This window comes from Nonomuraea sp. NPDC004580, from assembly GCF_040609855.1.
Taxonomy (GTDB): domain Bacteria; phylum Actinomycetota; class Actinomycetes; order Streptosporangiales; family Streptosporangiaceae; genus Nonomuraea; species Nonomuraea salmonea.
In genome coordinates, this window is sequence record NZ_JBEXLH010000015.1 from 1 (window position 1) to 24,334 (window position 24,334).

The 24,334-nt window shown below is 72.6% G+C and carries 21 protein-coding genes and 1 pseudogene; 11 read left to right on the forward strand and 11 right to left on the reverse strand.

Features of this window, described 5'->3' with window-relative positions; all coding sequences use genetic code 11:
• Positions 1–155: 155 nt before the first annotated feature.
• The 9 genes from ABZW11_RS17895 to ABZW11_RS17935 all read right to left on the reverse strand — a co-directional run bounded on the left by ABZW11_RS17895 (position 156) and on the right by ABZW11_RS17935 (position 8,232).
• A complete protein-coding gene (locus tag ABZW11_RS17895) occupies positions 156–1,112 on the reverse strand; it encodes a D-alanine--D-alanine ligase family protein (RefSeq protein WP_355418263.1) in 957 nt (318 codons plus the stop codon).
• Positions 1,113–1,224: 112 nt separating this feature from the next.
• Entirely contained in the window at positions 1,225–2,451 is a 1,227-nt protein-coding gene (locus ABZW11_RS17900) for a cytochrome P450 (protein WP_355418265.1), read from the reverse strand.
• A complete protein-coding gene (locus ABZW11_RS17905) occupies positions 2,355–3,680 on the reverse strand; it encodes a cytochrome P450 (protein ID WP_355418267.1) in 1,326 nt (441 codons plus the stop codon). Before ABZW11_RS17905 ends, ABZW11_RS17900 begins: the two co-directional genes overlap by 97 nt.
• Positions 3,677–4,255: an ATP/GTP-binding protein gene (locus ABZW11_RS17910; RefSeq protein ID WP_355418269.1), complete on the reverse strand. Its 579-nt coding sequence runs from the start codon at positions 4,253–4,255 to the stop codon at positions 3,677–3,679. Before ABZW11_RS17910 ends, ABZW11_RS17905 begins: the two co-directional genes overlap by 4 nt.
• Positions 4,236–4,586, reverse strand: a complete 351-nt coding sequence (locus ABZW11_RS17915) for a DUF742 domain-containing protein (RefSeq protein WP_355418271.1) — start codon at positions 4,584–4,586, stop codon at positions 4,236–4,238. The genes ABZW11_RS17910 and ABZW11_RS17915 overlap by 20 nt, the downstream gene beginning before the upstream one ends.
• Positions 4,583–5,035, reverse strand: a complete 453-nt coding sequence (locus tag ABZW11_RS17920; RefSeq protein ID WP_345405362.1) for a roadblock/LC7 domain-containing protein — start codon at positions 5,033–5,035, stop codon at positions 4,583–4,585. The genes ABZW11_RS17915 and ABZW11_RS17920 overlap by 4 nt, the downstream gene beginning before the upstream one ends.
• Before the next feature lie 7 nt (positions 5,036–5,042).
• Positions 5,043–6,758, reverse strand: coding sequence for a hypothetical protein (locus tag ABZW11_RS17925; RefSeq protein ID WP_355418273.1), 1,716 nt, complete (start codon positions 6,756–6,758; stop codon positions 5,043–5,045).
• 319 nt (positions 6,759–7,077) lie between these two features.
• A complete protein-coding gene (locus tag ABZW11_RS17930) occupies positions 7,078–7,908 on the reverse strand; it encodes an AfsR/SARP family transcriptional regulator (RefSeq protein ID WP_355418275.1) in 831 nt (276 codons plus the stop codon).
• A 114-nt stretch (positions 7,909–8,022) separates the two neighbouring features.
• Entirely contained in the window at positions 8,023–8,232 is a 210-nt protein-coding gene (locus ABZW11_RS17935) for a hypothetical protein (RefSeq protein ID WP_355418277.1), read from the reverse strand.
• Positions 8,233–8,347: 115 nt separating this feature from the next.
• Here ABZW11_RS17935 and ABZW11_RS17940 point away from each other — a divergent pair, with 115 nt between their 5' ends.
• Positions 8,348–11,413 carry a lantibiotic dehydratase gene (locus ABZW11_RS17940; protein WP_355418279.1) on the forward strand — a complete coding sequence of 1,022 codons (3,066 nt, stop codon included), beginning with the start codon at positions 8,348–8,350 and terminating at the stop codon, positions 11,411–11,413.
• 52 nt (positions 11,414–11,465) lie between these two features.
• A complete protein-coding gene (locus ABZW11_RS17945) occupies positions 11,466–12,773 on the forward strand; it encodes a lanthionine synthetase C family protein (RefSeq protein WP_355418281.1) in 1,308 nt (435 codons plus the stop codon).
• On the opposite strand, the gene ABZW11_RS17950 is transcribed toward ABZW11_RS17945, so the two are convergent.
• Positions 12,763–13,650: an MsnO8 family LLM class oxidoreductase gene (locus ABZW11_RS17950; RefSeq protein WP_355418283.1), complete on the reverse strand. Its 888-nt coding sequence runs from the start codon at positions 13,648–13,650 to the stop codon at positions 12,763–12,765. The two genes, ABZW11_RS17945 and ABZW11_RS17950, sit on opposite strands and share 11 nt — an antisense overlap.
• Positions 13,651–13,720: 70 nt before the next feature.
• Between ABZW11_RS17950 and ABZW11_RS17955 the strand changes: the two genes are divergently transcribed.
• From ABZW11_RS17955 to ABZW11_RS17970, 4 genes are all read left to right on the forward strand, one after another.
• A complete protein-coding gene (locus tag ABZW11_RS17955) occupies positions 13,721–14,917 on the forward strand; it encodes a lanthionine synthetase LanC family protein (RefSeq protein WP_355418285.1) in 1,197 nt (398 codons plus the stop codon).
• A 116-nt stretch (positions 14,918–15,033) separates the two neighbouring features.
• On the forward strand, positions 15,034–15,177 hold the full coding sequence (locus ABZW11_RS17960) for a hypothetical protein (protein WP_355418287.1): 144 nt from the start codon (positions 15,034–15,036) through the stop codon (positions 15,175–15,177).
• 91 nt (positions 15,178–15,268) lie between these two features.
• Positions 15,269–17,152 carry an ABC transporter ATP-binding protein gene (locus tag ABZW11_RS17965; protein WP_355418289.1) on the forward strand — a complete coding sequence of 628 codons (1,884 nt, stop codon included), beginning with the start codon at positions 15,269–15,271 and terminating at the stop codon, positions 17,150–17,152.
• Complete coding sequence (locus ABZW11_RS17970) at positions 17,131–17,388, forward strand: hypothetical protein (RefSeq protein WP_355418291.1); 258 nt, start codon at positions 17,131–17,133, stop codon at positions 17,386–17,388. The genes ABZW11_RS17965 and ABZW11_RS17970 overlap by 22 nt, the downstream gene beginning before the upstream one ends.
• On the opposite strand, the gene ABZW11_RS17975 is transcribed toward ABZW11_RS17970, so the two are convergent.
• The gene (locus ABZW11_RS17975) at positions 17,389–20,583 is read right to left on the reverse strand and encodes a BTAD domain-containing putative transcriptional regulator (RefSeq protein ID WP_355418293.1); all 3,195 of its coding nucleotides are present in this window, start codon (positions 20,581–20,583) and stop codon (positions 17,389–17,391) included.
• Between the two features lie 487 nt (positions 20,584–21,070).
• Here ABZW11_RS17975 and uppS point away from each other — a divergent pair, with 487 nt between their 5' ends.
• The 5 genes and pseudogenes from uppS (at position 21,071) to ABZW11_RS18000 (ending at position 24,334) form a co-directional block, all read left to right on the forward strand.
• Complete coding sequence (gene uppS, locus ABZW11_RS17980) at positions 21,071–21,793, forward strand: polyprenyl diphosphate synthase (RefSeq protein WP_355418295.1); 723 nt, start codon at positions 21,071–21,073, stop codon at positions 21,791–21,793.
• A complete protein-coding gene (locus ABZW11_RS17985; RefSeq protein WP_355418297.1) occupies positions 21,790–23,199 on the forward strand; it encodes an oxygenase MpaB family protein in 1,410 nt (469 codons plus the stop codon). Before uppS ends, ABZW11_RS17985 begins: the two co-directional genes overlap by 4 nt.
• Before the next feature lie 257 nt (positions 23,200–23,456).
• Complete coding sequence (locus ABZW11_RS17990) at positions 23,457–23,546, forward strand: K(+)-transporting ATPase subunit F (RefSeq protein ID WP_355418299.1); 90 nt, start codon at positions 23,457–23,459, stop codon at positions 23,544–23,546.
• Positions 23,547–23,581: 35 nt separating this feature from the next.
• Positions 23,582–24,034 (forward strand): annotated as a pseudogene (locus tag ABZW11_RS17995) (potassium-transporting ATPase subunit B); the annotation flags it as partial.
• A 9-nt stretch (positions 24,035–24,043) separates the two neighbouring features.
• On the forward strand, positions 24,044–24,334 hold the full coding sequence (locus ABZW11_RS18000) for a potassium-transporting ATPase subunit C (RefSeq protein WP_355418301.1): 291 nt from the start codon (positions 24,044–24,046) through the stop codon (positions 24,332–24,334).

A 24,334-nucleotide genomic window follows, 5' to 3' on the forward strand; every position in this document is an offset into this window, starting at 1 on the left:
GTCCACGTGGGCGCCGGCCGTGGCGGCGAACAGCCCGCCCTGCCGCACCTCGCGGGAGTCCACCGCGGCCGGGCCCGACACCACCGTCCCGGGGTGGGCCACGTCGTGCAGGCGGGCGCCGACGACCTCGGCGATCTCGCGCAGCGTCATGGGGATCATCCGCGGCTCCTCGCGAACGCGAGGTCGATGAGGCGGCGCAGCAGCTCCGGGTACGGGACGCCGCTCGCCTCCCAGCACCTGGCGTAGACGGACCGCGCCGTGAAGCCGGGCATCGTGTTGATCTCGCCGGCGTACAGGCGGCCCGTCTCCTCCTCGTAGAGGAAGTCCACCCGGGCCAGCCCGTAGCCGCCGATCGCGCGGTAGGCGCGCAGGGACAGCTCGCGCATGTCGCCCGCGATCCGGTCGGGCAGGACGGCGGGGATGGTGGCGATCTCGGACCGGCCGAGGTACTTGGCCTCGTAGTCGAGCCAGTCGCCGGGCACGAGCAGCTCGCCCGGCACCGAGACGTCCGGCTCGTCGTGGTCGCCCAGCACGCCGCAGACGAACTCGCGCGCGCTCACGCCCTGCTCGACGACCACCACCCGGTCGTGGGCGAGCGCCAGCTTCACTCCGGCGCGCAGCTCGTCCATGGAGGTGACGCGGGAGATGCCGATGGAGGAGCCCATGTTGGCCGGTTTGACGTACATCGGCCAGTCGAGCGGCTTCACCAGCGCCCACGGGTCGGTGGTGGCGCGCCACTCGCGGGCGGAGAACCACACGGATGGGGTGACCGGCACGTCCTCCGCGATGAACGCGCGCCGCATCGCGACCTTGTCCATCGCGACGGCCGAGGCCAGCACGCCGCACCCCACGTACGGCAGGCCGAGCGCCTCCAGGTGCCCCTGGACGACGCCGTCCTCGCCGTACGGGCCGTGCAGCGCGGGGAAGACGATGTCCACCAGATCGCGCCGCAGCTCCACCGGCCACCGGCCGCGCCGGTCGATGATGACCGGCACGGGTTCGTACAGGTCGGCGGGCAGAGCGTCGAGCACGGCCTGCGCCGACTGCAGCGACACCTCGTGCTCGGCGGACGGCCCGCCTCCCAAGACGGCCACGCGTACGCGTTCTGTCACGATCCATCAGCCTTCCTGCAGTGATCGGGAGCCCCCCGGGGGCGGCTCCCCATCACTGTGGTGCGGCGATGTCCGCGCGCCGTCAGCGCGATGTCATGATCGTGTCACGGCGTCAGGACGGGTCGTCGAGCAGCAGCGGCAGCTCGCTCCAGCCGTGCGCGATGAACGACGGCACGTGCGGCGCCTCGCCACTCGGCTCGGCCAGGCGCAGGTGGGGGAAGCGGGCGAACAGGGCGGGCAGCGCGGTGAGCGCCTCCTGCCTGGCCAGCGGCGCGCCGATGCAGCGGTGCACGCCGACGCCGAAGGCCAGGTGCTCCGCCTGCTCCCGGGCGACGTCGAACCGGCCGGCGTCCTCGCCGTGCTGGGCGGGGTCGTGGTTGGCCGCCAGGTAGGTGGTGATGATGGCGTCGCCGGCCGGGATCCGCGTACCGGCGATCTCGATGTCCTCGATCGCGAAACGCAGCGGCAGGTTGGCGATGGACGGCGCCCAGCGCAGCGTCTCCTCCACCGCCGCCTCCCACATGATCTCCCCGGCCAGCACCCGGCGGAGCTGCTCGGGGTGGGTCAGCAGGGCGTGCACGGCGTTGCCGATCAGGTTGACGGTGGTCTCGTGCCCGGCGGCGATGAGCAGCAGCAGCGTGTCGCGCAGCTCGTCGTCGCTGAGCCGGTCGCCCTGGTCGCGGGCCTCGATCAGCTCGGTGGTGAGGTCGTCGCCGGGGTGCTCGCGCTTGTAGGCGACCAGCGCCGGCAGGACGGTGGCGATGCGCTGCAGGTTGGCCGCCGTCGCCTCGGGCGTGGCGGTGGTGTCCATGACCGCTTCCATGATCTCGGCCATGTCGGTCCGCATGTGCTCGGGCACCCCGAACAGCTCGCAGATCACCCGCATCGGCAGCGGGTGCGCGTACGCCGACCGCAGGTCCACGGGCTGCCCGGGAGGCGTGGCGGCCATGTCGTCGAGCAGCTCGGCGATGATGCGCTCGATGACGGGCTGCAGCGCCTTGCTGCGGCGGGCGGTGAAGCTCGGCGCGATGAGCTTGCGCAGCCTGCGGTGGTCGGCGCCGTACGTGCTGAGCATGTTGCGCACGCCGATCCAGCCCGCGATCCACATCCACTCGGGCCGGCTGCCGACCTCCTCCCACAGCCGCCAGTGCTGCTTGTCCTTGCTGACCAGCGGATTGAGCACGAGCTCCTTGAGCAGGTCGTGCCGGGTGACCGCCCAGGCGGGGATGCCTCCGGCCAGCTCTACGAGGACCAGGGGGCCGAGGTCGCGTAGCCGGCGGGACTCGCCGGGGAGGTCGGTTCCGAAGGGGTCGAGGGCGACGCGCTCTGCGCTGACCAAGGGGATTCTCCAGGCTGGTCGGGGCGGATGGGGGTGAAACTGACCGGAAGGGCGGCCAGCGAGCGGATGAACGGTCCCGGCCGCCATTCGAGCTCCTCGCGCGGCACGTCCAGCTCGAGGTCGCTCAGGTACGAGGTGAGCCGCTCGATGGCGGTCATGGCGATGAGCGTCGCCGGGTCGGAGGCGGGGCAGCGGTGCGCGCCGGCCCCGAAGCCCAGGTAGGAGCCGCCGTCGGAGCGCAGCTCGTCCGGTACGTGGGTCGGCTCGGTGTTGGCCGCGGCGTAGGAGACCAGCACCAGCTCGGCCGGCTGGATCCAGGTGCCGTGGAAGTCGACCGCGCGGGTGGAGAAGTAGGGGCCGTAGTTGGCCATGGCCGGCTCGGCGCGCAGCGCCTCCATGAGCGCGTCGTACGTGCTGAGCGCGCCGTTGGTCAGCGAGCTGTAGTAGCGGTCGTCGCTGACCATGCGGGAGATCGTGTTGGAGATGAGGCTCGCCATCGGGTCGAACCCGGCGGCCAGCGTGACGACGAGCGCCTCGATGACCTCCTGCTGGGTCAGCCCGGCGGGGTGGTCGATGAACCACGAGGTCAGGTCGTCGCCGCGGTTGGCGTACTTCGACTCGATCAGCTCGGTGATGTAGCGGTAGTAGTTCTCGACACCGCGCGCGCCCGCCTCGGGGTCGGCCTCCATCATGTCGTACAGGGCCGAGATGAGCGCGGCGCTGTCGGAGTCGGGGCGGCCGAGCAGCAGGTTGAACACGCGCAGCGGGATCGGCCTGGCGAACTCGTTGACCAGGTCGGCCGAGCCCTTCGCGGCGAAGCCGCGGATCAGCGAGTCGGAGACCTCGATCACCATGTCGCGCAGCCTGTGCGGCTGGATCATGCTGTAGCAGTCGATCATCACCCGGCGGTAACGTGCGTGGTCGGCGCCGTCGGCGAACAGCACGTTGTCGCGGTGGGCGAGCATGCCGAGCGCGGCCGCCGCGCCGGGCGTGTCGGGCAGCCTGACCTGCCACGGGCGGGAGTCCTTGCTCCAGTGGCCGCCGGCGTTGGTCAGCACGTCGAGCGCGGCCTGGTAGCCGATCACCAGGTGGGCCTGGACGCCGGGGGCGATCTCCACGGGCGCGACGGGTCCGTGCCGCTCGCGCAGTCGCGCGTAGACCGCCTGCGGGTCGTTGGTGAACTCGGGCCCGTACAGCTTGCCCGCGTCGGGCAGATAACGCAGAGTCATGTCGACATCAGTTCCTTGATGTGCTCCACCAGCGCGATGAGGGAGGCGCGGGCGGAGACCGGGTCGCGGGCGTCGCACACCAGCAGCGGCGTGCGCGGATCGAGGTCCAGGGCCTGCCGCAGCGCCTCGGCCGGGTACTCGGGCGAGTCGGGGAAGTGGTTGACGGCGACCGCGTACCGGATGCCGGCGTTCTCGACCAGGTCGAGCACGGCGAAGCTGTCGTCGATGCGGCGGGTGTCGGCGAGCACCAGCACGCCGAGCGCGCCGCGCGCCAGCTCCTCCCACAGCACCTGGAAGCGGGTCTGCCCGGGAGCGCCGAACAGGTACAGCACCACGCCGGGCAGGGTGAGCCGGCCGAAGTCGATCGCGGTGGTGGTCGTGGTCTTCTCGTTGACGCCGGTGAGGTCGTCGACCAGCGTGCCCGCCTGGGTGAGGACCTCTTCCGTGTTGAGGGGCTCGATCTCCGACAGGGCGCTGACCATGGTCGTCTTGCCCACGCCGAAGGGTCCGGCGATGATCAGCTTGACCGGGATGTGGTCGGCGCTGATCCGGCTTTCAGAGAGCGCGGAGGCCACTGAGTACCAACTCCAAGATTTCTATGTCGGGTCCGTCCGCGCGCGGCGGATCCCGGGTCAGCAGCGTGCCGGAGGCCGCCAGCCCCGCCACCAGCAGCCGTACCACGCAGTACGGCAGGCCCAGGTGCGCCGCGCACTCATAGACGGACAGCGGGCCCTCCTCCAGGAGGTTCACCAGATGGGAGCCCGGTGGGTCAAGCGCGCCGGGGACCGCCTCGGGGGCGACGTAGACGAGGGTCGTCCGTTCGACGCTGATGTGTTCTGGCACGGCCAGCTTGGCGGCGGCCATGAAGTCGGGGACGACACGCCGCCGCTGCCGTCCGGAGGTCATGCCGGAGCTTCCGGCGTCCTGGCGGCGCTGGCGTCGTTGAGCGCCTTGATGAGCTTCTGCACCTGGAGCTGCACCTCGTACGCGAGAGACCCGATCTGGACGGCGCCGGTGGCGGCCACGACGATGGCGGCGCGGTCACCGGCGGGAGCGAGGTAGTAGTAGCCGGTGCCCGCGGAGATGACGATGTCCACGACCTCGCCGTCGGCGCCGTTGCTGAGCCCCTCGCACAGGGCGCGGGCGGCTCCCAGCACCGAACTCGTCATCGCGGCCGTACGCTCTCCCGCCTCGACGCTCACGTTGGCGGAACCGCCGAGGATGAGCCCGTCGCGGCTCAGCACCACGCCGCTGGTGACGCCGGGCAGCGCGAGGAGCGGTGACAGCACCCAGGAGACGTCGAGCGTCAGCGGCCGGCGGCGCGGGCGGGGGGTGGCGGCGGGGGTGTGGTCCATGGAGGGTTCAGTTCCCTTCGGTCGCGTCGTCGTGCTGAGACGGCAGCGCTTCGCGGCGGCCCGCTTCTGCGCCCGTCTGGAAGTCGCCCCACCGCTTCTGGGCCTCCTCGGGGGTGGTGAGCGGGGTGGTGGCGGAGCCCGTGGGGGCGCGCCGCGGCGTCTGGCGGCGGCGCTGCGGCAGCCCTGGCAGGCCGTCGATCCCGGTGTCCGAGGGGGCCCCGCCCATGCCGGGGCCCATGCCGGATCCCATCCCGGATCCCATGCCGGGGCCCGTGCCGGTGCCCGGGTCGGTGGGCGCGTCCGTCAGGGAGGCCGTGCGCACCGGCCGCGGCTCGGGCGGCTCGGGGGCGCGCATGGGGCGCGGGGCGATCGCGGCGGGCACCGGCGCCGCCTCGGGCAGGCGCTGCTGGTACGGCGACGTCGCGATGACGGCCCTGACCGGCTCGGGCGCGAGCACGGACGGGCGGGTGTTCTCCGGCATCTCCACCAGCAGTCCCGCGGGGACGCTCACCACGGCCTGGACGCCGCCGTAGGCGCTCTTCTTCACCGTGACCTGCATGCCGTACTGCGCGACCTGCCGGCCGATGGCGGCCCACCCGGTGTGGGGCGGGTTGCCGAGGTCGACCAGGCGTACGGAGTGCCGGCCGCTGAGCAGCCGCCCGGCGCGGGCGTACTGCTCCTCGTTGAGGCCCACGCCGGCGTCGTCGATGACGATGGCCGCGCCCGTGTTGGTCTCGTGGACGGCGATGGTCACCTTGAGCGTGCCGTGGGAGTGGTGGACGGCATTGGCGAGCAGTTCGGAGGTGACGAACAGGATCGGCTCGGCGGCCCTGGCGGCCACGCCGACGCGGCGGCGCAGGTGGTTGGCGGGGCCGTCGATGCGCTGGTCGAAGTTCTCGACGCGGGCGATGGCGCCGACGACGAGGTCCACGAGGTAGGTGTCGTCGCGCGACAGGCCGGCGGTGGCGCCACAGGCGATGCCGGTGGCCTGGGCGCGGCGGATGATGAGTTCGTTGAACATGTCGAGGCCGAGCACCTCGCGCAGCAGGTCGGTGTGCTCGTCGCCGCTGTAGCGCTGCTGGACGGACGACAGCAGGTCCTGGGCGCGCAGGGCCTGAGTCTGCACGCGCGACATCGCGCCGCGCACGATCGCCTGGGCGGCCTCGTCGATCCGTACGGACTCCTCGCGCACGGCGCTGGAGATCGCGTCGAGCACGGCGAGGTGCTGGCGGTCGATGTCGGTGCCGGCCAGTCTGGCGTTCTGCAGTCCTGGCACGGTGACGTGGGAGGCGCGCAGGTGGGAGACCAGGGCGGGGATGCGGGTGGTCAGCAGGTGGTCGGTCTCGGCGCGGGCGAGGTCCTGCTGGGCGCGCAGCTCGCGGGCCTCCTCGACGGCCTCGCGGGCCTGCCGTTCGATCTCGCGGGCCTGCCGTTCGCTCTCCCTGGCCTGGTGCTCGGCCTCCCTGGCCTGGTGCTCGGCCTCCCTGGCCTTCTGCTCGGCCTCCCTGGCCTTCTGCTCGGCCTCCCTGATCTGGTGTTCGGCCTCTCTGGCCTGGTGTTCGGCCTGCCGCAGGCGCTGCTCCCACTGGCTGCCCTCGCGGGACAGGCGTTCGTGCGCGCGCCGGGTTTCGGTCAGCTGCGCGCGGGTCTGCGCGAGCTCACGGCCGACGCGGTTTCGGTAGATCAGCACGGCGGCGAGAGCGATGGCGACGACGCCTGCCACTATCGCGACGCTGACAAAATCTGACGGCATGACAGTCCTGAGCTAGGGGGAAAGGGCGAACCGGCGCCGTTCGCCCACCCAGTATTCCGGGGAGACCAAGATAGTCAAATAGTGTGGACGGCACCTATGAATGCGCATAAATGCCCTTAAAACGGGACGAAAAGGGCTTGGTAGCGTTCCCATGATCACAATGCGTGACCATCGCCGCAGTCATCGGCTTGACCTGCGCAGATGCGCCGATCCGTCCCTACCGCTGGAAGAGCCCGATCTCCTGATGTGCCCCGAATCCCTCTCCCGCAGACCGCCACACCCGCGAGAGTCAACCGCTCGTCACGTTGCGTAGTCGTGGCGCCCCGTCACGGCGGGGCCCCAGAATGGACAGGAAGACGGCCCTGACGTCAGGCCCCGGCTCGATGCCGAGCTCCCTGCCCAGCACGCGGCGCAGCTCGTGATAGGCGCCCAGCGCCTCCGCCTGCCGCCCGCAGCGGGACAGCGCGGTCATCAGCTGCGCCCAGAAGTGCTCGTTGTACGGATGCTCGTGCGTCAGCTCACGCAACCGGCTGACAGCCTGCGCGTGCCGGCCCAGGGCGAGGTCCAGGTCGATGCGCCGGTTCAGTGCCTGCAGCCGCATCTCGTCGAACCGCGTGGCGATCCCCAGCCGCAGTGCCGGCGAGGGCACGTCGGCCAGCGTCGGCCCACGCCACAACTCGACGGCCCGGGTGAGGCAGGCGTGCTCGGTGGCGACGTCGGAGCGGGCGCGCGCCCGGTCCGCCTGCTCCAGCAGCGCGGCGAGGTCGTGCAGGTCGAGCTCGCCCGGCTCCACCTTCAGGACGTAGGTGGATCCGCGGGTCAGGATGAACTCGCGGTCGCCGGCGATCCTGCGCAGCCGCAGGATGACCGAGTGCAGCAGCGTGCGCGCGGAGGCCGGGGGTATGTCCCACATGTACTCGATCAGCCTGTCTCCGGTCACCGGCTCGTTCTCGTTGAGCAGCAGCGCCGCGAGCACGACCTTCATCTTCCCGGCGGTGACGGCGACCGCTGCGCCACCGATGTCCAGCCGCAACGTGCCGAGCACGCCGAAGCGGCGGGCGGGGACGGCGGCCATGGACGGCTCCGGGGCCTTGACGAGACTCTGCGATGAACGCTTCATCCTTCAAGGAGATCCGCCGGCGCTTTCCGCCGCCTGTCGTCACTCCGTCGTCCCGCTGTCCCGGCGGCCGGCCACCTCTGGCGCCGGCCGCCGGGAGCGCCCGTCACGTTCGGATCAGCAGACCCTGGTCTGGGTCTGTGCCGGGCAGCAGGTGTCCTTGCAGGTGCTCCAGCACGTGTTGGAACCCACGACGGACACGCATTCATTGCAGGAGATCGCGGTGGGGACGGTCATCTCCTGAGCCGCCGTCACCCCGCCCCGAGCAGGCAGCACGCGCAACTGCAAGTCGAACGCCCCATTGTTCACATCGCTGCTACGAGTCATTTCTCCTCCTTTCTCAGAATCGGAGGCTGGCACCCGGAAAAGCAATTGTCAACCACACTTCCGCAATTCATGGAAATAACAGGGAAATGTTAGCGGGCGTTTCTAGCGTCGGCGCATGCCCATGAATTTCAGCGGCGCCCCTTTCGGGCTGCTGCGGACTCCCACCCGGCGACCCGGGGCGGCCGACATCACCCTGACCTGCCCTGACTTCGACGATCCCGCCGCGTCCGGCCGGCTGCGGGCGTACATCGAGCAGATCGTCGCCGACCCCTTCGTACGTGAGGCACTGGAAGTGTCGAGCGGTTCGCTCGCGCGCGATCTCGCCACGATCGAAGGCGGCGGGCCGGTCCCGTTCCCGAAACTGCGCCGTGCCGCCTACGCCGTGACGAAATACCTGCTGCGCATGTCGTCCAGGCCGACCCCGTTCGGGCTCATGGCCGCCGTGACCGTCGTGCGGTTCGACGGGCCCGCGGAGTTCAGGGCCGGGCCGCCCGTGAAGGCCGTGCGCCCGTCCATGGACTGGCTGCTCGGGCTCGTGCGCGAGTGGGAGCGCCTGCCCGACGTCCGCGCGCGGCTCCTGCTGGTCCGCAACGACCTGACGACGTGGCGCGGCGACCGGCTCGTCCTGCCGTACACACGCGCCGCCGACGGCAAGGGGGCCGGCTTCGAGGCGTCGGTACGCGGCACCGAGGCGGTGCGCCTGTGCATGGAGGCGGCCCACCGGCCCGTACCCCACGAGGTCCTCCTGACGAAGCTGCGCGCAGCGTTCCCCGGCGTGTCAGAGGACACCGCGGCGGGCCTGATCGACGCCCTCCTGGAGCAGGAGTTCCTGGTCAGCGAGCTGCCGCCGCCACCGCACAGCGCCGACCCGCTGGGACACGTCATCGACCGCCTGGACGCGGGCCGCGCCAGGGCGCTGCGCGACATCCAGGCCGCGATCGGCGCGTACGCCTCGAGCCCGCCGGGCGCGGGCACCGCGCGGCTGCGCTCGCTCGGCTCCTCGATGTCGCGCCTGCACGCGAGCGAGCGGCCGCTGCAGGTCGACCTGCGCGCCGGAGCCGAGGTGAGATTGCCCGGCGTGGTGCTGCGCGAGCTGGAGAGCGCGGTGGACCTGCTGTGGCGGATGACCCCCGACGACGTGCCAGAGCACTACGCCGAATACCACCGGGCATTCGTGGAACGCTACGGCGTCGGCTGCGCCGTCCCGCTGCGCGAGCTGCTGGATCCGGCCCGCGGCCTGGACGCGCCCGCCACGTACGCGTTGCCCGCCGGCTCCCGCCGGCTCACTCATCGCCCGCCGCCGGCGGACACGCAGCGGCGACGGCGGCTCGCGGAGCTCGCCATGGAGATGATCGGGCCGGGACACGAGGAGGTCGTCCTGGACGAGGAGTCGATCGCCGCGCTGGTACGCCACGACGGCACCTCCAGGCCGGCCCCTGACCTGGACGTGTGCGTCTCCCTGCTGGCCGGCTCCATGGCCGAGATCGCACGCGGGGACTTCCGGCTGGTCGTGGCGGCCGGACTGGGCTCGATCGGCCCCGGCTCGTTCTTCGGCCGCTTCACCGCCATGTTCGGCGGCCTGGCGGACCGGCTGCGGCAGGTCGTGGCGCCGCCCGGCGACACGGGTCAGGGCGCGGTGCCCGTGCAGCTGTTCTACCAGCCGAACGAGGAACGCTCCGGCAACGTCATCCACGTGCCGCCGGTCCTGCCGCACCAGGTGGCGCTCGGCATGTACACCGACCGCGGGCGAGACGGCGTGCTGGGTCTCGACGACCTGGTCGTCACGGCCGACCTCCACCGCCTGTACGTCCATGCCACGCCGCTCGGACGCGAGATCGTCCCGATGTCCTTCAACATGCTCAACCCGTACCGGCAGCCGAACGTGGCACGGCTGCTCGGCGAGATCGCCTCCCGCCGGGCCGGCGGCGTCTCGGCCTGGTCGTGGGACGGCCTCGCCGATCTGCCGTACCTGCCACGGGTGCGGTACGGGCGTACCGTGCTGTTCTCGGCCCGCTGGCTGCCCGGCCCCGAGCTGCGCGACACCAGCCTGTCGTGGGACGGCTGGCGCGAGGCGCTGCGCGCCTGGCGGGGGCGCTGGTCGGTGCCCGACCACGTCGAGGTCGTCTCGCACGACCTGCGGCTCCCGCTCGATCTGACCGTCGCCCCGCACCAGCGGCTGCTCAGGCGGGAGCTGGACAGGGACCGCGCGGCCGTGCTGGCGGAACCACCGGGTGGCGGCTCACCTGGGACGGGGTGGTGCGACGGTCACGGCAACGAGATCGTCGTGCCGCTGACCGGACGGTCCGCCACACCGCCGCCCACGCCGCCCGCCGTCACGCTCGACTGGCCGCGGCGGCGCCACCACGCCGGCGGGGAGTGGCTCTACGCCAAGCTCTACCTCATCGAGGAGCACCAGGACGAGCTGCTCGTCGACCGGTTGCCCGCGCTGCTTGAGCAGGTCGGCCCCGCCCTCGATCACTGGCACTTCCTGCGCTACCGCGACCCTGATCCCCATGTGCGGCTGCGTCTGGCCGGGACCCCCGGCGTACTGACCGGCCAGGTGCTGCCGGCGCTGCACGACTGGGTGGCGGCCGGCTGCGCGGCGGGCGCCCTGCGGCGGATGACGCTCGACACCTACGAGCCCGAGTACGTCCGCTACGGCGGCGAGAAGGCGATGCCGGCGGCCGAACGGCTCTTCCACGCCGACAGCGACTCCGTGCTGCGGCAACTGCGCCTGCTCCGCGACGGCGTGCTCCCCTGGGATCCGTGGTCCGTGGCCGCGATGAACCTGATGGAGATCGCCCGCCACCTCGGCGGTGACGACTGGGCCGCCGGCTACCTGGACCTCGTCCCGAAGGGCGACCATCACGCCGTCTTCCAGCGGCACAGGAGAGCGGCGGTCCGGCTCATCGACCCGCATGGCGACTGGGAGGCCCTGGCGGCCGAGCCGGGCGGCGCGCAGCTCGTCGAGACCTGGCGCCGCCGCCGCACGGCGCTCGCGGACTACGCCGCCGAGCTGGCCGCCACCGACACACGGAAACGGCTCGACATCGTCAGGAGCGTGCAGCACATGCACGCCAACCGGCTCCTCGGCCTCGACCGGGAAGCGGAGGGGCACGCGCTGGCCACGTTCAGAGGCGTCCTCGACGCCGACGCGGGGCGCAGGAGACATGCCGGATGAGCACCACCGCCGACGTCACCACGCTGCCGGCCAGGCACAGGAGGCACGCCCTATGAGCAGCGCGGGCACGACGAACGACCTGCGCGGCACCGCCGCGGACATCACCACGCTGCTGGCCGGGCGGCTGGCGGACGTGGACGCCGTCGAGCGCCTGGCCGAGCGGTCGGTACGCAGGGAGACGGGCCGTTCAGGTCTGTCCCTCAGCACCGGTCTCCCGGCCGCCGCCCTGTTGCACGCCGAGCTGGCGGCGACCCGGCCGGAGGGCCGCCGGACGGCGCACGCCCTGCTGGCGCGGGCCATCGCGCAGGAGCCTCCCTCCGACGGCGGCGCCCTGTACGACGGCCTGCCCGCCCTGGCCTTCGCCGCCCGCGCCACGGCCGCCACCCCGGACGACTACCGCCTCCTGCTGGCCCAGCTCGACCCGTACGTGGCCGACCTGGCCCTCCTGCGCGTCGAGCGCCTGACCCGGCGGGCGCCGGCGACCCTCACCATGGCGGGCTACGACGTCATCCAGGGACTGACCGGGCTCGGCCGCTACCTCCTCATGGCCGACCCCGGCGGAATCGCCCTGCGCGAGGTGCTGTCCTTCCTGGTCTCCCTCACGGACGAGCCGGCCGAGGTCGCCGGCCACGAGGTGCCCGGCTGGTGGGTCACGGGGCCGCCGTGGTTCCAGGCCCGGCACGACCCCCGCTACGCGCACGGCCACGCCAACCTCGGGCTCGCGCACGGCATCGCCGGCCCGCTCGCGCTGCTCGCCATCGCCTGGCGGGAAGGCCGGCGGGTGCCGGGCCAGCGGCGGGCGATCACCGCCATCACGGACGTCCTGCTGCGATGGCGGCGACCGGACGGCTGGCCCGGCACGCTCACCCTCGGCCAATGGCTCGGCCACGACGAGCCGCCGGTCGTGTGCAACGCCACCTGGTGTTACGGCGTCCCCGGCATCGCCCGCGCCATCCAGCTCGCGGGGCTCGCCCTCGGACGAACCGACTGGTCGCGCGTCGCCGACGACGCCATGCGCTCCCTGATCGAGCGGCCGGCCGGGCGGCTGCACCTGGCGGGGGCCGGTCTGTGTCACGGCTGGGCCGGGCTGCTGCACATCGCCCGGCGGATCGCCGCGGACGGCGCCGGCGGCGCTGACGAGGCCGCCCACCTGGTGGCCGGCCTCGCCGCCCGGCACACGATCGGGCACTTCGACCCCGCACTGCCGTTCGGGTTCCGCTACCCGATCGCGGCGGACGAGCCGCCCGCCGACGGTGCCGGGCTGCTCGACGGATCCGGCGGCACCGCACTGGCCCTGCACGCCTACGCCATCGGCGGCACTCCCACGAGCCGGTGGGACGCCGCCCTGCTCATCGGGTGAGGGGCGCGAGCAAGGTGTACGAGCGCCTGCGGGCCGCCGCGTCGACGACGTTCGTGACGATCATGAGCTCGTCGGCGCCGAGCTCGTCCCGCATGACCTTCAGGGCCGCGCGCACGGCGGGGCCGTCGCCCACGAGCGCGCCGCCGGGCAGGCCGGCGTCCCGCGCCAGCCGGTGCGCGCCCGCCCCCGTGTCGGCGGCCACGACGGCCACGCTGACCAGGGCGTACGGGCGGCTCTGCCGCGCCGATGGCCGGAAGGAGCCCCGGTACGCCGCCAGCGCGCCTTCTGCTCCTGCCGCGTTCAGGTGGTGGGCGAAGGCGTACGGCAGCCCGAGCTCCCCGGCGAGGAGGGCGCTGGACTCGCTCGCGCCGAGCAGCCACAGCGGAGGCGCCGGCGCGGCGGCGGGGCTCACCCGGATGCCGGCGTGACGATGACCGGGCGGGAAGGCGCCGCCGAGGAAGCAGGAAAGGTCGGCGAGCTTGCCGGCGAACCTCTCCTGGGCGCCTTGGCGCAGCGCCTGCGCGACCTCGGCGGTGGCCCCGGCGGCACTGCCGACGCCGAGGTCGATGCGTCCAGGATGCAGCCCTTCGAGGGTGGCGAACTGCTCCGCGACGACCATCGGGGCGTGGTTGGACAGCATCACCCCGCCGGCGCCCAGCCGGATCGTCGAGGTCGCGGCGGCGAGGTGGGCGATCAGCACGGCGGGCGCGGAGGCGCCGACGCCTGCCACGCCGTGATGCTCCCCCACCCAGTAGCGGTGAAAGCCCAGCGACTCGGCCATGCGGGCCAGTTCCGTACTGGCGCGCAGCCCCGCGGCCGGGCCGGCGGAGGGGGTCAGAGGAACGAGATCGAGGATCGACAGGAGGTTTCGCGCCATGGGCCGAATCGTAGGAACGTCCGCTAAGAATCCGATGCCGGCCGGCTATCCCGCCTCAGCGGGAGGAACGATGCAGGACACCGCCGGCCGGGTCGCCCGGCTCGTGATCGACCCGGCGCTGCGAGAGGAGTCCCTGGCCCGCCTGGCGCGGACCACGCTCAGGCCGCAGGTCGCCGGCTGGAGCCGGGACGGCCTGTCCAGAGGCGACGCCGGGCTGGCGCTGCTGTGCGCCGCGCTGGACGAGGCCCGCCCCGGGGAGGGCTGGGACGCGCGGGCGCACGAGTTCCTCGCTGCCGGCCTGGAGACGGCCGGCCGGCCCGACGGCTCGCTGGCGCTGTTCTCCGGCCGTGTCGGGTACGCGGCGGCGGTGTGGGCCTGCAGCCGGGGCGGCTCCCGCTACCGCGACCTCACCGAGGCGCTCGACGCGGCCATGCTGCCGCTCATGGGGAGCCTGCCGGGCCGGCTGCCGTCCGGGCCGAGCTACTACGACGTGGTCTCCGGGATCTCCGGCTGGGTGGGATACCTCGTCGTACGCGAGCGCACCCCCGCCGTGGACGCGGCCTGCTCCGCCGTCACCGGCCCGCTCGTCCGGCTGCTGAGCCCGCGCGGGATCGACAACCTCGGCTATCTCCTGGAACCGGGCAGACCCGTGGTGGACCTCGGCCTGGCACACGGCGTGGCGGGCGTGCTCGCCGCGCTCTCCCTGCTGCACCGGCGGACACCGGACCGGGACGCCGCCGCGGCCGTACGGTGGGGCGCCCGCTTCCTCATGGATCACGTCCGCGACGGCATGTGGCCGGCCCGCGTGGACCTCGGCCCCCGCCCCGACGACGGCAGACGCTCGGGCGGCGGCTCGTGGTGTCACGGGGACGCCGGCATCGCCCGTGCCCTTTTCCACGCCGGCGAGGCGCTGGACGACGCGGACATCCGCGGCTTCGCGGTGGACGCGGTACGCCTGCGCTGCCACGGTCCCGTACCGGTGCCCTCACCGAGTCTCTGCCACGGCCTGGCCGGGAGATGGCTGCTCACGGCGGCCTTCGCCGCGGACACGGGCGACCCCGTGCTCCGCTCGGCCGCCGCCGGCCACGCCGGAGCGCTGCTCGGCCGCTTCCGGCCACAGTCGCTGCTCGGCTACGCCGACGTGGAGGCCGACGGGCGCCGGGTCGACAATCCCGGCCTGCTCAGGGGCGCCGCGGGGGTCGCGCTGGCGCTGCTGGCGGCGGGCGGCGAGCAGATGCCGGCCTGGCCCCGGCTGCTGCTCGTGTGAGCCCTTTCGGCAGCCATGCGCCGGCGTCACCGCCGCGACAGGGCGCCGACAGGGCGTCGACAGGGCCGTCGGCGATGCTGGCACGCGTCCGCAACACAAGGAGAAGGAGGACCGTAATGCGCAAGATCTCCAGTGCCGCCGCAATGGTCGGAGCCGTGCTCATAGCGGCGGCGGCCGTAGTGGGCGCGGCGTCGGTGGCGCAGGCCGCCGGCGACGACGGTGAGACGCCGTTCGTCACCCAGACCCACAAGTCGGAATGACCGCACCTCACGACCGGCCGGTGACTCACCGCTGAGATCGGCACGCCGGCGGGGTCACGTCCCGCCGGCGACCTCACTCGAAGGATCGGGGATGAGCACGGACAGGATCTCGATGGTGTCCGGCCTGGCACAGGCGGTCTCGCTGGCGCGCCGCGCGGCCGCCGGCCGGCTGCTCGGCCACCTCGGGCTGACGGCCGTCTCCGTCGCCGCACCGATCGTGACGGTGTGGCTGACGAAGATGACCGTGGACGGGCTGGCGGCGCCCGGCTCGCGGGACACCGCGTGGCTCCTGGCGGCCGGCCTGGCCGGGGCCGGGCTGCTGAGCGCCGTCTGCCCGCAGGCCGGCCGCTACCTCGTGGCCGAGTCGAACCGCAGGATGGCCCTGACGGCCAGGGATGAGCTGTTCGCCGCTTTGGAACGTCAGACGGGGCTCGTCCGGTTCGAGGATCCGGCCTTCCTCGATCGGCTGCGGCTCGCCCAGCAGAGCGCCGCCGCGCCGGGCAGCATGCTGGAGTCCGCCATCGGCGTTGGACGCAACGTGATGACGGTGCTGGGCCTGCTCGGCTCGCTGACCGTGGTCAGCCCTCTCATCACCGCCGTCGTCCTCGCCTCCGGCCTGCCGATGGTGCTCATGGAGCTGCGCCTGTCGCGCCGGCGGGCCGGGATGACGCAGGCCATCACCCCGGCCCAGCGCCGCGAGCTCTTCTACCAGGACCTGCTGGGAGGCGGGCACGCGGCCAAGGAGGTACGGCTGCTCGGCCTCGGGGCGTTCCTGCGGGGGCGGATCCGCGCCGAGGTGCGGGCGGCCAACGCGGCCCAGCAGGCCATGGACCGGCGCGAGCTCGTCACGCACGGCGCGCTGGTGCTGATGTCGGCAGTCGTCTCCGGGTTCGGCCTGATCTGGATGATCACCATGGTGGCCGGCGGGCAGGGCACGATCGGGGACGTCGCCATGCTCGTCGGCACGCTGGGAGGCGTGCACACGGCGCTCGGGGGTGCGGTGTCGGCCGCCGGCGGCGTCCATCTCCAGCTTCTGGCGTTCGGGCACTACATGGCGGTGCTCCGCGCCGAACCCGACCTGCCCCAGGCGGCCGCGCCGCGGCGCCTGCCCGCTCTGCGGCGGGGAGTCGAGCTGCGCGACGTGTGGTTCCGCTACAGCGACGACCACCCGTGGATCCTGCGCGGCGTGCACCTGTTCATCCCGTACGGCCGATGCGTCGCCCTGGTGGGGCTCAACGGATCGGGGAAGAGCACCCTGGTCAAGCTGCTGTGCCGGTTCTACGACCCGGTACGCGGCTCGATCCTGTGGGACGGGGTCGACGTGCGCGACGTGCCCGCCGGCGAGCTTCGTGCCCGGATCGGCGCGGTGTTCCAGGACTTCATGACCTACGACTTCACCGCCGCCGACAACATCGCGGTCGGTGACCTGTCGGCGGCAGGCGACCTGCCCACGATCGAGGCGGCGGCGCGCCGGGCCGGCGTCCACGAGGTGCTGCGGAGCCTGCCGCGCGGCTACGACACCCTGCTGACCAGGACGTTCCTCACGCTCACCGACCGCGACGACGAGAGCGCCGGCGTGCTGCTGTCCGGCGGGCAGTGGCAGCGGATCGCCATCGCGCGGGCATTCCTGCGGGCCGGGCGTGACCTGATGATCATGGACGAACCCGGCGCGGGGCTCGACGCGCAGGCCGAGCACGACGTGCACGCCAGGCTGCGGGAGATCCGTGCCGGCCGGACGAGCCTGCTCGTCTCCCACCGGCTCGGCGCCGTACGGGAGGCCGATCTCATCGTCGTCCTCGCGGACGGTTCGATCACCGAATGCGGCCGGCACGAGGACCTCATGGCGGCCGGCGGCGCCTACAGCCGCTTGTTCACCCTCCAGGCCTCCGGCTACCTGACCGGGGGCACCGCCACGACGGAACATCCGTCGCAACCAGAAAGGAAGGCTCACCGATGGGACTCATCAAAAAGCTGACGGCCGGGGCGTTCATCGCCGCCGCCGTGGCCGTACCGGCGGTACCGGCCATCGCGACCAGCCACGCTCCCGCATCGGCCGTTCAGGCCGATCCGCCGTACGGCAGGACAGGGCCGTTCCCGACCCTGGGCGAGTGCAACAAGGCCAAGCGCGAATGGGACATCGACCACTATGTCAGCCCCTGCTACTGGAACGACGCCACCGGCTGGTGGTTCGAGTGGTTCACGGAAAGCTGATCAGGAGTCGGACGCCTGAGTGACGCCTAACTCGGCGAAGAGTTCGGCGGCGAGCTTGCGGAACTCCGGCCCGTGCCCGGCGTCGCCTAGCGTGCGCAGGGTGCGGGCCTCGCCCAGGCGGTGGCCGGTGTCGCGATGGGCGCGCAGGGCCTGCTCCGCGTACCGGACCGCCGTGGCGCGGTCTCCTGCGGTGAGCGCGCGTTCGGCGAGCGCGGTGAGCGCCTGGCCCTCCAGGAGCCGGGACGAACGCTCGCGGGCGAGCCGGAGCGCCTCCCCTGCGCAGGAAACCGCCTCGTCGTGGTCCTCGACGGCGTCGGCGAGCCCGATCAGCGCGGCGATCCTGGGCAACAGGTTGTCCTCGCCAGCCGCCTCGATGGCCCTGCGGTGGTGGTCCACGGCCTGTGCGGGGCGGCCGGCGCTGTGGTGGACCCGGCCCAGGGCGGTGAGCGCCAGCGCCTCGGCATGACGGTCCTCGATGTCGCGGCTGCGGGTCAGCGCCCGTTCGCCGAAGCCCAGCGCTTCGGCGTGGCGGCCGAGGTCGCTGTGCAGATCGGTGAGGACGACGAGGCAGTAGGGCTCGCCGGCGTGGTTCCCGCGGGCCGCCATGCGGGCCAGCGACACCTGGAGGTGCTTCAGCGCCTCGTCGAAGCGGCCCAGCAGGTGGCAGACCTCGCCGAGGTTGGTGTGCTTGGCGCCGTCGTGATCCGGTTTGAGCCGCAGGGCCTCCTGGAGATGGTCGAACGCGACGTGCAGGTTGCCGAGCTGGGTGTGCACCACCGCGAGATTGGTGTGCTTGACGGCCTGCATGCTCGTCAGGCCGGTACGCCTGTCCAGCCGCATGCCGTCCTCCAGGCAGCGGGCCGCGTCGGCGAGCTGCCCGAGCCGCCAGTAGGTGTTGGCGAGGCTGGACAGGGTGGCGCTCTTGCCCTCCTGCCATCCGGCCTCGTCGGCGTACGACAGGGCCCGGGTGTACAGGGGGATGGCCTCGTGCGGCTTCTGGTAGGAGTGGGCGGCGGCCAGGCCGCGCAGCGCCGCGACCATCGCCATCGCGTCGCCCTCCTCGCCGGCCACCGCGACCGCCGCCTCCGCGCAGGAGAGCCAGTCGCTCATGCGCCGGCTCATCCAGAAGTAGCTGCGCATCGCGTCGAAGAGCAGCCACACGAACCTCCGGGGGCCTGCGGAGACGGCCTGGTGGATGGCGGCGACGAGGTTGCCGTACTCGGCGGCCAGCCACTCCGACGCGGGCCCCGGGTCGTCGAAGGCGGCTACCGGCACGTCGGCCCGCGTCGCCGGAGGCGGCAGCCTGGACCAGGAGGGATGGAGGCGGCCGCCGGCGGCGCGCGTGTTCAGCAGGTACCAGCCGTACAACCGCTGCCTGGCCCGCTCCAGCGTCTCGGGGCCCTCCTCCTCGCGGGCGCGCTCCGCGGCGTACAGGCGCAGCAGGTCGTGGAAGCGATAGCGGCCGGGCGCGTTGCGGTAGATCAGGTGGGCGCCGGCCAGCCGGTCGAGCTCACGCCGGCCCTCCTCGACCGGGGTGCCGCTCAGCGCCGCGGCGGCCTCGGGCGTGAAGTCAGGCCCTGGCACGAGACCGAGCAGCCGGAACGCCGCCCGCGCGGAGCCCGGCAGGGCGGCGTAGGAGAGGTTCAGGGTGGCGCGGATCGCGGTCTGCTCGTCGCCCTCGATGCGCAGCGTGGTGAGGGGACCTCTGGCGCGCAGCTCCGCGACGTACCCGGCGACGCTCTGGTAGTGGTCGACGGCGAGGTTGGCGGCCGCGATGCGCAAGGCCAGGGGCAGGTGCGCGCACAGGCGGGCCAGCTCCGCGGTGGCCTCGGGCTCGGCCCGCACCCGGCCGGCGCCGAGGACGGAGGCGAGCAGGTTCGTGGACTCCTCCGGCGACATGACGGCGAGGGGCAGGTGGACGGTGTCGCCGTGCACGGACAGCGCGCGCAGCTGGTCGCGGCTGGTGATCAGGACGACGCAGTCGGAGCCGGGAAGGAGCGGACGTACCTGCCCGGCGTCGCGCGCGTTGTCCAGGACCAGCAGCATGCGGCGCTGGGCGAGCGCGCTGCGCAGGAGCGCCGAGCGGGCGTCCAGCTCGGTGGGGATACGCTCGACCGGGACGTTGAGTCCGAGGAGCAGCGTCTCCAGGGCGGTGGCGGGGTCGAGGGACGGGCCCGACGCGAAGCCGCGCAGGTCCACGTAGAGCTGCCCGTCGGGGAAGTGCTCGTGAGCCAGATGGGCCCAGTGGACGGCCAGGGCGGTCTTGCCGACACCGGCGGTTCCGGTGATCACGGCGATCCTGACCGGTCCCGTCGCCCGGCCGCCGGTGACCGGCAGGAGCCCGTCCAAAGCTCTGAGCTGGTCGTCGCGGCCGGTGAACGCGGCGATGTCCGTGGGCAGCTGGCGCGGGCGCAGCCCCGGCGGCGGCTCCTCGGCCGCGGGGCGCGGGACGAGTGCGGGGTCGGTGGTCAGGATCGCCTGGTGCAGCCGGCGTAACTCGTCGCCTGGGTCGACGCCCAGCTCGTCCCTCAGCAGGCCGGCGACGGTCTGGTAGGCGCGCAGGGCTTCCGCCTGGCGGCCGCAGCGGTAGAGGGCGAGCATGAGCTGGGCCCACAGCCGTTCGCGATGGGGCTGCGCGGTCGTCGCGGCGATCAGCTCGGGGACGACCTCTTCGTGCCGGCCGTCCTGCAGGGCGAGCTCGAGCCAGCGTTCCAGCGTCCTGAGCCGCTCCTCGTCGAGGCGGGCGGCGTGGTCGTGGCGCAGCGACTCCGCCGGGATGTCGGCCAGGGCGGGGCCGCGCCATAAGTCGAGCGCCTCGCGGAGCAGGGCGGCCTCGCCGGGATCGGCCGAACGTGCCGCGTCGCCGGCCCTGCTCACGAGGTCGCGGAACCGGGTGAGGTCGAGCTGGTCGGTTTCGAGCCTGATGAGGTATCCCTGCTGGCGGGTCTGGATCAGCTGCTCTCCGTCGCAGTCCAGCGTGTGGCGCAGGCGGGCGATGTGGGTGTGCAGCGCCGCCTGCGCGTTGGCGGGGGCGGAGCCGGGCCACATGTGGCCGATGAGCCGGTCGCTGGAGACGTACTGGTTGGCATCCAGCAGCAGGGTGGCCAGGGCGATCCGCTGCTTGGCGGCCGGGACCGCGACCCGCCGGCCCGCGCGCACCACGTCGAGCTGACCCAGAATGCCGAACCGGGTCACCCGGTCCCCTTCGTCCAACGGCCGCTCGCGGTGTGCCAAACCTGCTCCTACCGTCATCGACGCTGCAGGACCCGGACACCAAAGATTCTGCCCCATCACCGGGCGCGCCGCGCTGCTCAGCCGCGGCGCAGGTCGGCCACCAGCAGGTTGGAGTCCCTGCCTATGATGGTGGCGCCATTGGTGATGTACGCGCGGTCTCCCCGTACGGCGACGGCCGTGGTGCCCTGCATGCCGTCGGAGGCGTCCAGCAGGACCTCGCCGGTGCCGTCCGCGTTCGCTGTCCGAGCTTGCTGCTCTGGTTGATGGCGGCGGTGTCCGCGGGCTCCGGGGCGATGCTCTCGGCCGCCACCGGAGGAAGCCTGCGAGGTTGGTTCGATCCATGTCGAACAGAATGATCTTCGCGCCGAAGGGCATCCAGGACCTGTCACTCCCCGCCTGAGAATCACTTAAAGTATGGGGACAGTAACACTCAGCTATGGGGGTGGTCATGGCCGTGCCGCGTCACGTGGCCTGCGTGATGGATGGGAACGGCCGCTGGGCCGAGCAGCGCTCGCTGCCGCGCACCGCGGGTCACGAGGCCGCGGAGGCCGCCGTCATGGACGTCATCGAGGCGGCCCGCGCCGCCGGCGTCACCTGGCTCAGCCTGTACGCCTTCTCCACCGAGAACTGGCGGCGCCCGGCCGGCGAGATCGACGTCCTCATGCGGCTCGTCCGCCGCGCCATCCGCAGGCACGCGCCCGCGCTGCACACGCGCGGCATCCGCTGCCGCTTCCTCGGCATGAGCGACCCGCGCATCCCGGCCCCGCTGGTCCGCGACATCACCGACCTGATGACGCTCACCCGCGACAACACCCGCATGACGCTGACCGTCGCCTTCGACCACGGCGGCCGCCGCGACATCGTGCAGGCCGCCCGCTCGCTGATCAGGTCCGCGACGCCGGCCGACGAGGTCACCGAGGCAGGCTTCGCCGCCCACCTGCCCTACCCCGACACCCCCGACGTCGATCTCGTCATCCGCACCTCGGGCGAGCAGCGCATCTCCAACTTCATGCTCTGGCAGGTGGCCTACGCCGAGTGGGTGTTCCCCCAGGTGCTCTGGCCCGACTTCCGCGCCGCCCACTTCGCCGAATGCCTCGACGCCTACCTGCGTCGCCGGCGCCGCTTCGGCGACGTCCACCCCACCACCGTGACAGGAAAGGGCCTTCGTTGAGCCACACCGACCCGCAGCAGGACGTCTTCGGCCCCGACTCGCTCCTGCGCACCCTGGCCTCCGAGGCGCGCTGGGGGCTCGCGGTGACCAGGGCCACCCTGCTGGAGGCCGCCCATCCGCAGATCGGCGCGGCGCTGATGGAGAACTCCACGTTCCTGACGCATCCGTGGCGGCGGTTGCGCAACACCGTCACGAGCGCGCGGCGGCTGCTCGACCCCGACCCGCGCGTACGCGACCGCGAGGCGGCCCGGCTCAACCGCCTGCACGCCCGCATCTCCGGCACCGACGCCCAGGGCCGCCCCTACGACGCGACCGACCCCGAGGCGCGCGCGTGGGTGGTGGCCACCCTGTTCGACTCGTCGGTGACGATGTGCCGGCTGAGCGGCGACGCGCTCGGCGCCGACGCGATGCGCCGCCTCTACGACGAACACCGGACGTTCCTCGCGCTGATGGAGGGCACCGCCGACCACCTGCCCGCGACGCTGCCCGAGTTCTGGCCCTACTTCGACGACATCGTCGAGCACCGCCTGGAGAACAACGAAGCGGTCGGCGTCATCCTCTACCGGCTCTTCGCGAACGTGCCCGCGCCGCCCGTGCTGCGCGCCCACCCGGCGCTGTGGACGGCGGGCCGGGCCGTGGCGAGCCCGCTGGCCACGGCGATCACCATCGCCTCGCTCCCCGAGGCGTTCAGCAGGCGGGTCGCGCTGCCCGACCTGCCGGGCGCCCGCACGCTCATGCAGACCGCCTACCTGGGCTCCGCCCTCGCCACCCGCCACCTGCCGCGGAGCTGGACGCGGGTGGACCTTCTCATGAACCTTCTGGACCACGACGGCGAGGGCCCGTGGGAGACCGTACGCCGGCAGGCCGGCAAGGCCGCGGCCCTGGTACGCCTGCTCACCCCTGCCGGCGACGACGAGGGCGAGCAGGTGACCCGCTCGGCCGACCGGTTCTTCACCGAGGTGCTCGACCAGACCGGCGACGGCTGCCTGCGCTGGCCCGACCTGGCCGCCATGGCGCGCGAGATCGCCACCCGGCTCGACCTCGGCGGGCAGGAGGAGGAGCGGCTGTTCCAGGCGTACGCCGCGTGGTGGGCCGAGCTGCAGGCCGCGCTCGACCGCGACGGCGACGGGCGGGTCACCCGCGAGGAGTACGCCGCCGCGGCGGCCCGCCTGCCCGGCACCGGCCTCATCAGGATCGCCGACGTGCTGTTCGACGTCACCGACACCGACGACGACGAGAAGATCGACGCCGGCGAATACCGCAACCTGTTCCGCACGGCCTTCCACCGCGACCTGGCCGGCAGCGGCGCCGGCTACTCGCGCAGCGCGTTCGTCCGGCAGTTCGTCTCCTTCATGTCCGGCCAGCAGCACTCCAGCGCCTACACGTCCCTGCTCACCTCAGGCTGAGCGGGAGGAGTCGCCGGGTGCCCGAGCGCCGGCAGGCGTAGCGAGGTCGTCAATATTCGGGCCGCTGCCGTATGAATCCCGTCAAGAACGGCGAAACTCCCCCCATTTCCGACGTTTGCTTGATCTGCGCCGCCCCTCCGGGGGCGGCGATCCCATCAAGCGAGCTGAGGAGTGAGGATGGCCGACGTCATCTTCGTCGCCCTGACGTTCGCGATCTTCGTGATCTTCGGGCTTGTCCTGCGGGCGGTGGAGCGGCTGTGAGCGCCGTCAACGCCACCGGTCTCGTCGTGGCCGCCGGTCTCGTGATCCTCATGGTCACGGCCCTGGTGTTCCCGGAGCGCTTCTGATGAGTACGGCCCTCGCCGGGACGCTCTTCATCGGCTCCCTCAACACCGGCGCGTCCGCCGCCAAGGAGGCCGGGAACATGGTGGACCTCGACTCCGACCCGACCAAGCTCGTCGAGATCGTCGAGATCGGCAAGCAGTTGCTCATCACGCCGGGCGCGCTCACCACGTTCTCGATCGCCAACGACCTCGCGAAGTATTTCGCGATCATCCCGGCCGTCTTCACCGCGGCCCACCCGGGCCTGGACGCGCTCAACGTCATGCGCCTCTCGAGCCCGCAGCCCGCGATCCTGTCCGCGGTGATCTTCAACGCGCTGGTCATCGTCGCACTGATCCCGCTCGCGCTCAGAGGTGTCAGGTACCGGCCGGGCGGCGCGTCCAAGCTGCTGAGCCGCAACCTGTACGTCTACGGGCTCGGCGGCGTCGTCACGCCCTTCATCGGCATCAAGCTCGCCGACCTGCTCGTTCAGTTCCTCCCGGGGATGAGTTAAATGGACCCTATGCCCAGCTGGGTTCACCTGCACATGGCCGCGCTGAGGGCGGTGGCCGTCCTGACGATGCTGCTCGGCATCGTCTGCCCGCTGGCCGTCACCGGCGTCGCGCACCTGGATCCGCATACCTCCGTCGCCTACGCCGAACTCCAGGCGCCCCGCGTCGCCCGCGAGCGCGGGCTCGACCGGGCCGAGGTCGAACGGCTCATCCGGCGGCACACCACCGGCCGGGCGCTGGGCTTCATGGGCGAGCCCGCCGTCAACGTGCTCGAACTCAACCTCGCACTCGACGGGAGGTGA